Here is a 12,815-nt window from a genome sequence, read left to right on the forward strand (position 1 = left end):
ACGCACGTGGGTCAGCGCAGGAGCGCCCGGATGCGTCCCGCAGAGATCGCACTGAACCCGACGGCGACCGCCGACAGCGCGGCCACCGCGACCCAGGCCGGCACCACCGCCGACCCGACGGCGATGTCGATGCCGTAGAAGTCCGACAGATCGGTCGCCGCGTCCGCGTCTCCCCCGGTGACGGCGACGAGGGTCTCCTCGGTGAACGGTCGCCGCAGCAGCATCGCGCCCTGCGCGAAGGGCAGCGCGTTGATGAACGAGGCCACGCTCTCGGGGAGCGAGCCCACCGGGATGTAGGACCCGGCGACGAACCCGAGGACGGTGCCCACCACGGTCGAGAACGCCGAGTACGACCCCGTGGTCTTCAGGAACGATGCGCCGAAGCTGCCGAGGGTCGTGAAGGCGACACAGCACAGCAGCATCGCTCCCAGGGCCGCGACGATCTGCGCCGGAGTCAGCCACACAGAGCGGACCAGTCCGAGGTGGACGAGGGTGAGGGCGAAGATCACGCTCGACATGAGGATCGCCACCGTCACCGATGAGACGAGGTAGCCGAGGACCAGGTGTGTGCGTCGGATCGGCGCCACGAGGAAGTCCGCGAACCGGCCGGTGGAGCGGTCATCGACGAACACCGACACCGCGCCGATCCCGGACGTCACCGTGGTGAGCAGCACGATGCCCGACAGCATCCAGCTGTCGACGAACGCCTCGATCTCGGACCGTGTGGCGTGCGGCAGGGTCTGCTCCAGTCCGTCGACCTGCAGTCGGGCGAGGAACAGCGTGTAGAGGAAGAAGAGGATGAGGCCGCTGAGCAGGGAGAAGAAGACGTTGAGGCGGTCGCGGAAGAAGAGCACGAGATTGCGTCGGACGATCGCCCCGACGACCCTCACGCGACGTCCTCGGCTGCGCCCCGGTGCCCTGTGAGGGCGAGGAACACGTCGTCCATGCGACCGTGGCGGAACTCGAAGTCCCGCACCGCGTCGCCATGGTCGACGAGGATGCGGCGGGCCTGCGCCGCATCGGCGACGGCGATGGAGACGACGCTCCCGTCGCGCTGGATCGCGTCGGCGTCAGTCACGCCTGCCGACAGGAGTCGTTCGGGTTCGGCGGTCGTGACTGTGAGGATGCTGCGGCTGTGGCGGGCGCGCAACTCCGTCGGCGTGCCCTCTGCGACGATCCTGCCGGCGTCGATGATGCTGACGCGATCGGCCTCCTCGGTCTCCTCCATGTAGTGCGTCGTGAGGAAGACCGTCAGCCCCCGCTCCCGGCGGAGCCGGTCGATCGCGGACCAAACCGCGACCCTGCTCGCGGGGTCGAGACCGGCCGTGGGCTCATCGAGGAAGAGGATGGACGGTTCGTGCAGGAGCGCCCGCGCGATGTCCGCGCGGCGTCGCTGTCCGCCGGACAGCCGGCCGTACGGGCGACTCAGGAACTCGTCCAACTCGATGAGCTGTCCGAGCTCGGCGATGCGCTCGGCGAATCGCGTCTTCGACACATGTGAGAGCGTGGCGCGGAGCGCGAGGTTCTCGTGGACGGTCAGCGCGTCGTCGAGCAGGGACCGTTGGAAGACGACGCCGATGGCCGCTCGTACGGCTTCGGCATCGGTGCGCACGTCGTGACCGGCGACGTGGATGCGTCCGGCATCCGCCGTCAGCAGGGTCGTGAGACACCCGATCGTCGTGGACTTGCCGGCCCCGTTGGCGCCGAGGAACGCGAACAGCTGACCGTCGGGGACGGACAAGGAGATCCCGTCGACCGCACGGACCGCCCGGTAGGACTTCTCGAGACCTTCGACCTCGATCGCCATCGCACGTCCTCCGATCGACGTGCGGCGCGCACGTGAGCCGAGTCTGTCAGAGCCCGGCCAGCGGTGTCACGGTTCGAAGCGCACGCCGTGCCGCGGCGGAGCGCTTCGCTCGTCGAGTGCCTGCCGCGCCGCCGACAGTGCCACGGCGCCGTATCCGCGGCGCGCCAGTTGACCCGCCAATCGTCGCAGTGCGGCGTCGCGCTCCACTCCGTCGAATCCCGCCGCTTTGGACCGGGCGAACTCCAGGGCCCGCTCCGCTTCGTCATCGGGCAGCGCCTCGAGAGCCTCATCGATCACCTCGCGCGGGATGCTCCGCTGGGACAGGGTCTGCGCGATCGCCTGACGCCCCTGCGCCTTGCGTGAGGTCGCCTTGTCGATGAGTTGCTCCGCCAACGCGAGGTCGTCGAGGTACCCGAGCGAGACGAAGCGCTCGACGATCTCTTCGCGCTCCGCGTCGTCGAGGTCGTGATCGCGGAGCGCAGCGCGCGCTTCGCGCAACGACAGCGACCGTGTCCGGAGCTTGCGCAGCAGCATCCGCTCGGCGTCGTCGGCCGCGCGCACGTCAGCACAAGGCGACTCGTCCACCACACGGAACGTCGGGCCGCCCGGAGTGGACGGGTGCGCGGCACGGGCTGACCGGGCACCGCCGCGGTCATCGATCCAGGTCGCGTGCCATGGGCTCCCGGAGTCCTCCTGCACGACATCGCCCGCGTCCGCGGCTGGAGACGAGGGCGCCGCTCCCCCGAAGAGGGGGATCACGGGGGCGAGCGAGTCCCGCTCGCCCCCGCCATCCGTCGACATGATCAGGCGGGGCGACGAGCCGCCAGCTCGTCGGCGTCCGTGGACGACTCCGACTGCTTCGGCTGGCCGATCCCGAGCTTCTGCTTGATCTTGGTCTCGATCTCCGCAGCGATGTCGGTGTTCTTCAGGAGGAAGTTGCGCGAGTTCTCCTTGCCCTGACCGAGCTGCTCGCCCTCATAGGTGTACCAAGCGCCGGACTTCTTCACGATGCCGTGCTCGACGCCGAAGTCGATCAGGCTTCCCTCGCGCGAGATGCCGACGCCGTAGAGGATGTCGAACTCCGCCTGCTTGAACGGCGGCGCCATCTTGTTCTTGACGACCTTCACGCGCGTGCGGTTTCCCACCGCCTCCGACCCGTCCTTGAGGGTCTCGATCCGACGGATGTCGAGGCGCACGGACGCGTAGAACTTCAGCGCCTTTCCACCGGCGGTGGTCTCGGGCGACCCGAAGAAGACACCGATCTTCTCTCGGAGCTGGTTGATGAAGATCGCGGTGGTCTTCGTCTGGTTCAGTCCACCGGTGATCTTCCGGAGGGCCTGCGACATCAGTCGCGCCTGCAGGCCGACGTGCGAGTCGCCCATCTCGCCCTTGATCTCGGCCTCGGGGACGAGCGCCGCGACGGAGTCGATGACGACGAGATCGATCGCACCGGAACGGATCAGCATGTCAGCGATCTCGAGCGCCTGCTCACCGGTGTCGGGCTGCGAGACGAGCAGTGCGTCGATGTCGACACCCAGCTTCTCGGCGTAGCTGGGATCGAGCGCGTGTTCCGCGTCGATGAAGGCGGCGATGCCACCGGCACGCTGGGTGTTGGCGATGGCATGGAGCGTCAGGGTCGTCTTACCGGAGGATTCCGGGCCGTAGATCTCGACGACGCGGCCGCGCGGGATGCCGCCGATGCCGAGGGCGACGTCCAGGGCGATCGACCCGGTCGGGATGACCTCGACCGGCGCGCGCTCGTCGCTTCCGAGTCGCATGATCGACCCCTTGCCGAACTGGCGGTCGATCTGGGCGAGGGCCGATTCCAGGGCCTTCTCGCGGTCGGCAGGTGATGGCATGTCGTGCTCCTTCGTGCTCGCGGTTCCGTCGCCCGTAGGCTGTCGCGCTCGTCACCGACGGATTGGATGCTGCGACAGGGCGTGGGTGTCATCTGACCTCGGCAACGCTACGGAGGGCCTCCGACATCGTCTTGTGGAGGACCGCCGCGGTGGACGACGTCCGTCCGACCCCCGGTGTGAAGGAGCTTACGCTCGCATCGAACAGATCTTCGATGCGACACGCCGACCCGTCGTCACCGCCGGGGGTCGAGACGACCCGCGCCGTGACGTCGGGAGACCGGGACATCCGTCTCCGCGCAGAGCGCGAGCCAGACCTCTCGCGGCGCCACACCGGCTGCCAGCGCCTCGCGCGCCGTGCGGCCGCCGACCGCCGTCAGGACGAGGTCCGCGACGAGGGCGGACCCGCCGGCCCCGAATTCATCGTCGACGGCGCGTTCGAACTCGCTGTGTCGCATCGAGCGATCAGCGCAGCGACAGCTCGGGTGCCGCGTCGCCCAGCGACGCGAGGTCGTCCGGCACGACGTCCGTGATGGGGTGGAGGCCTTCGAGAACCGAGATGCGCTCACCGACCTCGCGCATGATCGCCGAGATCGGCACGTCGAGGGCCTCGGCGACGGCAGCGAGGATCTCGCTCGACGCCTCCTTCTGCCCGCGCTCGACCTCGGAGAGGTACCCGAGCGCGACACTCGCCTTGCCGGAGACCTGACGGAGCGTGTGCCCCTTCTGCAGGCGGAAATCGCGAAGGACATCACCGATCTCTTGACGAACCAGGATCATGCGTGGGCCCTCCTTCTGCTGCGATCCACCGGGCCTTCGGGGGAACCACGGTACAGCACGTTCGCTGTCACACTAGACCCCGAGCGCTGGGGAATGGGTGGGAATCACCGAGACGTAACCGCGCCGAAACCGACCGTATTCCCGCGCTCACAACGCGTCGATCGCGAGTGCGATCGCGTGCGCTGCGGCCGCCGTCCTGATGGCGTCCCGGTCACCGTCGAGCAGGAGCGATTCCACCCGCGATCCGAGCGGCGTCGAGACCGCGACGTGCACGGTTCCCACTGGTTGCCCGTCGGCGGAGACCGGACCCGCGATGCCCGTGGTGGAGATCCCGACATCGGCGGGGTCGTCGTCGCCGACCGCGCGTCGGACGCCGTCCGCCATCTGACGCGCCACGCGCGGGTGGACTGGCCCGTGGGCCGCGAGCAGCGTGTCGTCGACCCCCAGCAGGCGCGACTTCACGGCGGTCGCATAGGCGACGACCGCGCCCCGGAAGACCGCCGATGCCCCGGGGACGGAGACGATGGATGCCGCGACGAGCCCCCCGGTGAGCGACTCGGCCACGCCGAGCGTCCACCCCAATTCCTTCAGCCGCTCGACCAGACGTTCGGGCTCGGACCTCGGCCCCGCGGAGACCGCCGTCTCCTCGAGTTCTTCGGGGAGCTCCGACGGCGCCCGGCGCGTCATGCGCGCCTCGACGCGCGGGAGCAGAGGGCGGTCACGACGTAGTCGATGCCGCTGGCGACCGTCAGGAGGACCGCGATCGTCATGGCGACGGCGTTGACGACGTGGATCCACTCCCCCACGACGGTCCACAGCGGGAGGAGTGCGAGCGAGAGCGCGACCGCCTGCGCCACCGTCTTCAGCTTGCCCATCCACGCGGCGGCGACGACGTGGTCGGTCGCCACCACGAGCCGATGTACGGTGATGCCGAGCTCACGGACGAGGACGAGCACCGTGATCCACCAGTCCAGCTCGCCGAGGACGGACAAGCAGACGAACGCGGCCCCGGTGAGGACCTTGTCGGCGATGGGGTCCAGCAGCTTGCCCAGGTCCGACACGATGTCATGTCGTCGTGCAAGGTAGCCGTCGATGCCGTCCGTGGCGATCGCGACGATGAACAGGACGGCGGCCCACCACCGGAGTGCGCCGTCCTGACCGCCGTCGGCCAGCAGCATCCACACGAACACCGGGGCGCACAGGATGCGCACGATCGTGATGGCGTTGGGGAGTTGCCGAGGGATCGTCACGGGACGAGCCTAACGACGTCAGTCGCGGCCGGTGAGACCCCAGGCATCCTCATCGCCCTCGGACTCGACCACCTCGTACCCCTCGAACTGCTGCGTGACCGCATCGGGACCATAGGGATCCGCCTGCGGAACGGGGGGCGCGGCGGCGGGCGGCGGGGCGTCCTCCGGCGGCTCCTCGCCGCGGAGTCGGGCGAGGACGACGGGCAGCTCGTCGGGCGTGACGAGGACGTCACGCGCCTTCGACCCCTCCGAGGGTCCGACGATCTCACGCGCCTCGAGCAGATCCATGAGCCTGCCGGCCTTGGCGAACCCGACGCGGAGCTTGCGCTGCAGCATCGAGGTCGAGCCGAACTGCGTCGTGATGATCTGCTCGGCGGCGGCGAGCAGCAGCTCGAGGTCATCACCGATGTCGGCGTCGATCTCCTTCTTCTCGACGATCGCCTCGACGTCCTTGCGGTACTCGGGGCGCGCCTGGTTCTTGACGTGCGAGACGACCTTCTCGATCTCCTTCTCGGCGACCCACGCGCCCTGGACGCGCACGGCCTTCGAGGCGCCCATCGGCAGGAACAGGCCGTCGCCCTGACCGATGAGACGGTCGGCCCCGGGCTGGTCGAGGATGACGCGCGAGTCGGTGACGCTCGTGACCGCGAACGCGAGCCGCGACGGCACGTTCGCCTTGATGAGGCCGGTGACGACGTCGACCGAGGGCCGCTGGGTGGCGAGCACGAGGTGGATGCCGGAGGCGCGCGCGAGCTGCGTGATGCGCACGATCGAGTCCTCGACGTCGCGCGGCGCGACCATCATGAGGTCCGCGAGCTCGTCGACGACGACGAGGAGGTACGGGTAGGGCTTGAGGATCCGCTCGCTGCCCGCAGGCAGCTGGATCTCACCCGCGACGACCGCCTTGTTGAAGTCGTCGATGTGGCGGAAGCCGAACGACGCGAGGTCGTCGTACCGCATGTCCATCTCCTTCACGACCCACTGCAGCGCCTCGGCCGCCTTCTTCGGGTTCGTGATGATGGGCGTGATGAGGTGCGGCACGCCCGCGTAGGACGTGAGCTCGACGCGCTTCGGGTCGATCAGCACCATGCGGACGTCCGACGGCTTCGCGCGCATCAGGAGGCTCGTGATCATGGAGTTCACGAAGCTCGACTTGCCCGAGCCGGTCGAGCCGGCCACCAGGAGGTGAGGCATCTTCGCGAGGTTCGCGACGACGTATCCGCCGCCGACGTCCTTCCCGATGCCGATCGTCATGGGATGCGTCGCCTGCTGCGCATTCGGGGAACGCAGGACGTCGCCGAGGGTCACGATCTCACGATCGGTGTTCGGGATCTCGACGCCGATGGCGCTCTTGCCCGGAATCGGCGCGAGGATGCGGACCTCGTTCGAGGCGACGGCGTAGGCGATGTTGTTCGTGAGCGCCGTGATCCGCTCGACCTTCACGCCGTGGCCGACGGAGATCTCGTACTGGGTCACTGTCGGGCCGCGCGAGAACCCGGTCACCTTGGCGTCGACGGAGAACTGCTCGAAGACACCGGTGATCGCCCGGACCATGGCGTCGTTCGCCTCGGACCGCGCCTTGTGCGGCGTTCCCGCCGCGAGCGCATCAGAGGAGGGCAGGCGGTAGTCGGCGGCATCCGGATCGACGGAGTCGAGGTTCGCGGCGACGAAGTCGGGCAGCGGCGGGACGGGCGGCGCCTCGGGCGCGGCGCCGGGCTTGCGTCCCGGCTTGCGCGGTGCGGGTTCGATGATCTCGGTCACTGCGTCGGGCATGACCTCGGGGGTGGGCGTCGTGACCGGGTTGTCGAAGCTCCCGTCACCGCTGGCCTCGAGGAGGGCGGTGAGATCGTCGGCGCCGAGTCCCCCGTCGGCGTCCTCTTCACGCCCGGACTTGTTGCGTCGCCACCACGGCAGGGCGTCGCCCTCGTCCTCGGGTGCGTCGAAGGCGACGGTCGGTCCCGTCTCGCCCTTCGGCTCGCGCTCGGCGCGCTCGACCCGCTCGGCGCCGAACATCCAGGCGTACAGGTCGCCGAGACGCTGCACGATGCGGTTGGGCGGGGTCTTCGTGAGGATGAGGACGCTCAGCAGGGCGAGGAGGCCCAGGACGATCCCGGCGCCGACCTCCGTGAGGACGGTGAGGGGCTCGCCGATCGCCCAGCCGAAGAGTCCTCCCGCCGCACTGAGCGCGGGCAGACCCTCGCTCGGCTGCGGCCGCGTGCCGACGACGTGGCAGAACCCGGCGACGGCGAGGACGAACAGGCCCGCGCCGATCCCGATGCGGCCGTTGTCGTGCACGGACGGCGGATGCCGGAACAGCCACCCGGCGAGGATCAGGAGGATGACGGGGAACACGAACGCCTCGCGCCCGATGAGGGCGCCCACGCTGTAGGCGCTGATGTTCACACCGACCTGGGTGCCGATCAGGAACCATTCGACGACCGCACCGGCGATCGCCATGAGGACGAGCAGGAACGGGAACCCGTCCCGCCGCTGCTCCTTCTCCAGCGTCTCCGACCCAAAGGCGCGGAACATCCCACCCGCGACGTGCGCGAGTCCGAGCCACGCTCGAACGAGGACCGGAGGCTTGTCCGCGTCATCGACGTACCGCTGCGGGGCGGGTTCGGCCTTCCGCCGTGGGGCCGGCTCGGTCTTCTTGGCGCGCGACGAGGAGCCCGACGCGGACGCGCGGGACTTGCTGGTCGGACTGCTGCTCCTGGCCATACCTTCCACGGTAAGCCGGGCGGCCGACACTTCCGCGGATAGACGCGGCGGCGCCCGGCATCCGAGCCGCGGTCAGGCCAGCCGTTTCACCATCGTGTCGCGACCGAAGCCGCTCTGCGTGACCGCGAAGCCCTCGGTCCGGTACAGGACCTGCGCGTAGTTGCCGCGCTCCACCGAGAGGCAGATCCGCGCTCGTCCCTCTCGACGGGCCGCATCGCACAGGCTCTGCAGCAGGGCCCTGCCCACCCCGTGTGCGCGCCAGAGCGGTTTGACGCCGATGATCAGCTCTGGGACGCCTGTGCCGACGTAACCGAACCCGGGGTCGGTGCGCGGCAGCATCCTGTACCAGGCCGCGCCGATCGGGTCGCCGGCCGCGACCGCGATGACACCGACGTCGCCCGGGCGCTGCCAGCCCGACAGGTAGCGGCTGTGCTCGGGACTGGTCAGGATCTCGTGCCGCGGGCGCGCGGCACCCGGACGCCAGTTCGCGGCCTCGACGACCATGTCGCCGAGGAACACGCCATCGGCCTGCAGGGCAGGACGAAGCGACCACGACTCGGGCATGGCCGAATCGTAGCGCCCGCGTCACGCTCCGACGGAGTTCAGGCCTCGATCACCATGGGGACGATCATCGGGCGGCGCCGCAGCGACTGATTGACCCAGCGACCGATCGTGCGGCGCACGACCTGCTGCAGCGCGTGCTGATCGCGGACACCCGACTGGGCCGCTTCGGTGAGCGCCTGCGCGATCTTCGGCTTGACCGAGTCGAACACCGCGTCGTCCTCCGCGAACCCGCGGGCGTGGATCTCGGGACCTGTGATGATGCGGCCCGTGGCGGCATCCACCACCACGATGACGGAGATGAAGCCCTCCTCACCGAGGATTCGGCGGTCCTTCAGATCGGCGTCGGTGATCTCGCCGACCGACGAGCCGTCGACGTAGACGAAGCCCAGATCGAGCTGGCCGACCACCCGGGTCGCACCGTCTTTCAGGTCGATGACGGTGCCGTTCTCGGCGATGATCGTGTTCTGCGCCGGGATGCCGCTGTCCTGCGCCAGCTTCGCGTTGGCCATGAGGTGCCGGTACTCGCCGTGAACCGGGAGGACGTTCTTCGGCTGCAGGATGTTGTAGCAGTAGAGCAGCTCACCGGCGGCGGCGTGACCCGAGACGTGGACCTTCGCGTTCGCCTTGTGGACGACGTTGGCGCCGAGCTTGGTCAGTCCATCGATCACGCGGTACACCGCGTTCTCGTTGCCGGGGATGAGGCTCGAGGCGAGGATGACGGTGTCGCCCTCCCCGGGCTCGATCGCGTGGTCGAGATTGGCCATCCGCGACAGCACGGCCATCGGCTCGCCCTGTGACCCCGTGGACATGTAGACGATGCGATCGTCGGGGAGGTCCTTGGCCTTCTTGTAGTCGATGAGCACGCCGTCGGGCACGTTGAGGTAGCCGAGCTGCTCGGCGATCGTCATGTTGCGGACCATGGAGCGCCCGAGGAAGGCGACGCGGCGACCGTGTGTTGCGGCGGCGTCGATGACCTGCTGGACGCGGTGCACGTGGCTCGAGAAGCTCGCGACGATGACGCGACGAGGTGCCTTGCCGATCACCTGATCGAGGACCGGACCGATCGCGCGCTCCAAGGGCGTGAAGCCCGGGACGTCGGCGTTGGTGGAGTCCACGAGGAACAGGTCGACACCCTCCTCCCCCAGACGCGCGAAGGCGCGGAGATCGGTGAGTCGGCCGTCGAGCGGCAGCTGGTCCATCTTGAAGTCGCCCGTGGCGAGGACGAGGCCCGCCGGCGTGCGGATCGCGACGGCCAACGCGTCGGGGATCGAGTGGTTGACCGCCACGAACTCGAGGTCGAAGGGTCCGACCTGCTCGCGCTGGCCCTCCTTCACCGTGAGCGTGTAGGGCTTGACGCGATGCTCCTTGAGCTTCGCCTCGACGAGCGCGAGCGTCAGCTGCGAACCGATGAGGGGGATGTCGCCCTTGCGCTTGAGCAGGTAGGGCACCGCGCCGATGTGGTCCTCGTGGCCGTGCGTGAGGACCACCCCGACGATGTCGTCGAGGCGTCCGCGGATCGCTTCGAAGTCGGGCAGGATCAGGTCGACGCCGGGCTGATGCTCCTCGGGGAAGAGCACGCCGCAGTCCACGATCAGCAGCTTGCCGTCGAACTCGAACACGGTCATGTTGCGACCGACCTCGCCGAGGCCTCCCACCGGTGTGACGCGGAGCGTCCCCGGGGCGAGGGGCTCAGGGGCGGAAACGGTTGCGCTCATCGGGTGGTCCCATGGATCTTGGGCAGCGCGCCGCCGGCGGCGGCGTTGCGGTCCGGTCGGAAGTTGGAGAAGTCGGCGCCGTCGACGTCCTTCACGAGGGCGAGTTCGTCCTCGATCAGGGCGGCCTCCCACTCCTCCGGCCCCACGAGGGGCAGGCGGACGCGCGGGCTGGAGATGCGCCCGAGGCCGTGCAGGATGTACTTCGCGCTGACGGTGCCGGGAACGTGGGTCATGACCGCTCGGACGAGCGGCTCGAGCTTCTGGTGCGCGGCGGTCGCGGTCTGCAGGTCGCCCCGGTTCACGGCATCCACGATCACGCGGTAGGGCGCTGACGTGATGTTCGCGGTCACGCCGATGAGACCCGCCGCCCCGATCGAGAGGTGCGGCAGCACGTTCGCGTCGTCGCCGGAGAAGTAGAGGAGGTCCGTCTGGTTGAGGACCCGGCTCACCTCGCTGAAGTCGCCCTTGGCGTCCTTCACCGCGAGGATGTTCGGGTGCTTGGCCAGGCGCAGGATCGTCTCGTACCTGATGGGCACACCCGTGCGTCCCGGGATGTCGTAGAGGATCACGGGCAGGTCCGTCGCGTCCGCGACGAGGCGGAAGTGGGTCAGGATGCCGGCCTGCGTCGGCTTGTTGTAGTACGGCGTGACGATCATGATGCCGTCGGCGCCGGCCTTCTCGCTCGCCTTGTACAGCTCGATCGCGTGCGCGGTCTCGTTCGAGCCGCCGCCGGTGATGATCTTGGCGCGACCGGCCGACACGGACTTGCCGACCTCGACGAGCTTCAGCTTCTCGGCATCCGTCAACGTACTCGTCTCGCCGGTGGTCCCGGTCACGACGATCCCGTCTGCGCCGCCCACGATGACATCGTCGATGTGCTTCTCGACCGCGGGCCAATCCACTTCGCCGTCCGCCGTCATGGGAGTGACGAGCGCAACGAGCACCTGACCGAAGGGATTGCCGGAGTGCGTCATGCTCCCAGGGTACCGGTCGGGGCCCGACGCACCCGCGCGGTAGCCTGCGCCGACGACGCCGACGACGCGGAGCGACGGTTGCACGACCGGTGGTGCGCAACGTGGCGGGTGTGGTCGATGATGCGCTGGGGAAGCCGGTCACCGTGCGGGCGTCGCCTGCACGCGGCCGAGGGCGGCCAGGATCGCTCGTTCGACGCGCGGCCAGTCATGGACGACGAGCGCGTAGTCGAACCGCAGCGCGACATAGCCCGCAGCGGCAGCCTCGGCATCCCGCACGAGGTCATGATGACGGCGCGACGGGCCATCGTGATTCAGCCGCCCGTCGACCTCGAGCACGATGCGACCCGCGAGGAGGAAGTCCACGCGCCCGACCGCGGGGATGAACACCTGGCACTCCAGCTGGAGCCCCAGGCGCAGAAGGCGGAGCCGGAGCAGCGACTCGATCCCGCTCTCGGCGTCCGGTCGGGCGACGTCGACGAGCCAGCGGAAACGCGCCGGGACCCCCTGCCGGATGAGCGCCCGGTCGGACCGCGAGAGCAGTCCGAGATTCCACGCGGACTCGAACGCGGCGAAGAACCCCTCAGAGCCGAGGCAGCGAGCGGACTGGATGAGCGCGTGGACCACCGAGACCGCCCCGAACGCGGCGGTGCCCTCGTCGCGGTGCGTGACGCAGCGACATCCGTCGTGCTGATGCACTCGGGCGTCGGGACCGACCCAGACGTGCAGACGCTCGCGCGATTCCAGGACCCACACGCCGAGATGGCGCAACGCCGACGCGCAGCAGAGCTCACCGCCGTGCGCGGCAGCCATACGGATCTCGGGTGAAGTCTCTATCACTGCGTAGACGCCGTTTCGCACTCGATCCACGGTCCCGCGATCGACGGCGCGCGCGAGCTGCGCACGCGACGCGCCCCGACGACACAGCTGCGAAGACCTCGCGATCCCGCCGAGGCCCCGGACATGCTGCGCGACGGTCGCGGGATCCATGCCCGCCAGGCTCCTCGCCACCCGTTCGCCGTCGATCGTCCCGGAGGCCACCTGTGGCCGGGGCGCGGAGGCCGGGCGATGTGCAGGAGGACATGCCCGGGACGGATGCACGACCCGCGGGGCAGGAGTCGCCTCGTACGGCCGACACCTGCTCACCTGCA

General features: G+C 69.3%; 13 protein-coding genes. All 13 read right to left on the reverse strand.

All coding sequences use genetic code 11. The features are described 5' to 3' along the window. Positions 1–11 precede the first annotated feature (11 nt). The 13 genes from KZX17_RS14220 to KZX17_RS14280 all read right to left on the reverse strand — a co-directional run bounded on the left by KZX17_RS14220 (position 12) and on the right by KZX17_RS14280 (position 12,654). Positions 12–890 carry an ABC transporter permease gene (locus tag KZX17_RS14220; protein WP_248175149.1) on the reverse strand — a complete coding sequence of 293 codons (879 nt, stop codon included), beginning with the start codon at positions 888–890 and terminating at the stop codon, positions 12–14. Beyond that, entirely contained in the window at positions 887–1,807 is a 921-nt protein-coding gene (locus KZX17_RS14225) for an ABC transporter ATP-binding protein (RefSeq protein WP_248175147.1), read from the reverse strand. Before KZX17_RS14225 ends, KZX17_RS14220 begins: the two co-directional genes overlap by 4 nt. A gap of 66 nt (positions 1,808–1,873) precedes the next feature. Continuing rightward, complete coding sequence (locus tag KZX17_RS14230; RefSeq protein ID WP_248175145.1) at positions 1,874–2,368, reverse strand: regulatory protein RecX; 495 nt, start codon at positions 2,366–2,368, stop codon at positions 1,874–1,876. A gap of 242 nt (positions 2,369–2,610) precedes the next feature. Next, positions 2,611–3,666, reverse strand: coding sequence for a recombinase RecA (recA, locus tag KZX17_RS14235; protein WP_248175143.1), 1,056 nt, complete (start codon positions 3,664–3,666; stop codon positions 2,611–2,613). A gap of 233 nt (positions 3,667–3,899) precedes the next feature. Next, on the reverse strand, positions 3,900–4,121 hold the full coding sequence (locus KZX17_RS14240) for a DUF3046 domain-containing protein (RefSeq protein ID WP_248175142.1): 222 nt from the start codon (positions 4,119–4,121) through the stop codon (positions 3,900–3,902). 7 nt (positions 4,122–4,128) lie between these two features. Next, positions 4,129–4,443 carry a helix-turn-helix domain-containing protein gene (locus KZX17_RS14245; protein ID WP_248175140.1) on the reverse strand — a complete coding sequence of 105 codons (315 nt, stop codon included), beginning with the start codon at positions 4,441–4,443 and terminating at the stop codon, positions 4,129–4,131. A gap of 147 nt (positions 4,444–4,590) precedes the next feature. Beyond that, the gene (locus KZX17_RS14250; protein ID WP_248175138.1) at positions 4,591–5,130 is read right to left on the reverse strand and encodes a CinA family protein; all 540 of its coding nucleotides are present in this window, start codon (positions 5,128–5,130) and stop codon (positions 4,591–4,593) included. Next, positions 5,127–5,693: a CDP-diacylglycerol--glycerol-3-phosphate 3-phosphatidyltransferase gene (gene pgsA, locus KZX17_RS14255; protein WP_248175136.1), complete on the reverse strand. Its 567-nt coding sequence runs from the start codon at positions 5,691–5,693 to the stop codon at positions 5,127–5,129. The genes KZX17_RS14250 and pgsA overlap by 4 nt, the downstream gene beginning before the upstream one ends. Positions 5,694–5,711: 18 nt before the next feature. Next, on the reverse strand, positions 5,712–8,414 hold the full coding sequence (locus tag KZX17_RS14260) for a DNA translocase FtsK (RefSeq protein ID WP_248175134.1): 2,703 nt from the start codon (positions 8,412–8,414) through the stop codon (positions 5,712–5,714). A 72-nt stretch (positions 8,415–8,486) separates the two neighbouring features. Further along, on the reverse strand, positions 8,487–8,978 hold the full coding sequence (locus KZX17_RS14265; protein WP_248175132.1) for a GNAT family N-acetyltransferase: 492 nt from the start codon (positions 8,976–8,978) through the stop codon (positions 8,487–8,489). 38 nt (positions 8,979–9,016) lie between these two features. After that, positions 9,017–10,693 carry a ribonuclease J gene (locus KZX17_RS14270; RefSeq protein WP_248175130.1) on the reverse strand — a complete coding sequence of 559 codons (1,677 nt, stop codon included), beginning with the start codon at positions 10,691–10,693 and terminating at the stop codon, positions 9,017–9,019. Beyond that, complete coding sequence (dapA, locus tag KZX17_RS14275; RefSeq protein ID WP_248175128.1) at positions 10,690–11,667, reverse strand: 4-hydroxy-tetrahydrodipicolinate synthase; 978 nt, start codon at positions 11,665–11,667, stop codon at positions 10,690–10,692. The genes KZX17_RS14270 and dapA overlap by 4 nt, the downstream gene beginning before the upstream one ends. A gap of 138 nt (positions 11,668–11,805) precedes the next feature. Further along, on the reverse strand, positions 11,806–12,654 hold the full coding sequence (locus tag KZX17_RS14280) for a type IV toxin-antitoxin system AbiEi family antitoxin domain-containing protein (protein WP_248175126.1): 849 nt from the start codon (positions 12,652–12,654) through the stop codon (positions 11,806–11,808). Positions 12,655–12,815 lie beyond the last annotated feature (161 nt).

Source organism: Microbacterium sp. EYE_78, from assembly GCF_023149035.1.
In the GTDB taxonomy this organism is placed as follows: Bacteria; Actinomycetota; Actinomycetes; order Actinomycetales; family Microbacteriaceae; genus Microbacterium.

Excerpts from the sequence above, each read along its gene's own strand:
- dapA (WP_248175128.1), bottom strand. The coding sequence starts at position 11,667 with ATGACGCACTCCGGCAATCCCTTCGGTCAGGTGCTCGTTGCGCTCGTC.
- KZX17_RS14265 (WP_248175132.1), bottom strand. The coding sequence starts at position 8,978 with ATGCCCGAGTCGTGGTCGCTTCGTCCTGCCCTGCAGGCCGATGGCGTG.
- KZX17_RS14245 (WP_248175140.1), bottom strand. The coding sequence starts at position 4,443 with ATGATCCTGGTTCGTCAAGAGATCGGTGATGTCCTTCGCGATTTCCGC.
- KZX17_RS14270 (WP_248175130.1), bottom strand. The coding sequence starts at position 10,693 with ATGAGCGCAACCGTTTCCGCCCCTGAGCCCCTCGCCCCGGGGACGCTC.
- recA (WP_248175143.1), bottom strand. The coding sequence starts at position 3,666 with ATGCCATCACCTGCCGACCGCGAGAAGGCCCTGGAATCGGCCCTCGCC.
- KZX17_RS14225 (WP_248175147.1), bottom strand. The coding sequence starts at position 1,807 with ATGGCGATCGAGGTCGAAGGTCTCGAGAAGTCCTACCGGGCGGTCCGT.
- KZX17_RS14250 (WP_248175138.1), bottom strand. The coding sequence starts at position 5,130 with ATGACGCGCCGGGCGCCGTCGGAGCTCCCCGAAGAACTCGAGGAGACG.
- KZX17_RS14260 (WP_248175134.1), bottom strand. The coding sequence starts at position 8,414 with ATGGCCAGGAGCAGCAGTCCGACCAGCAAGTCCCGCGCGTCCGCGTCG.
- KZX17_RS14240 (WP_248175142.1), bottom strand. The coding sequence starts at position 4,121 with ATGCGACACAGCGAGTTCGAACGCGCCGTCGACGATGAATTCGGGGCC.
- KZX17_RS14280 (WP_248175126.1), bottom strand. The coding sequence starts at position 12,654 with ATGGATCCCGCGACCGTCGCGCAGCATGTCCGGGGCCTCGGCGGGATC.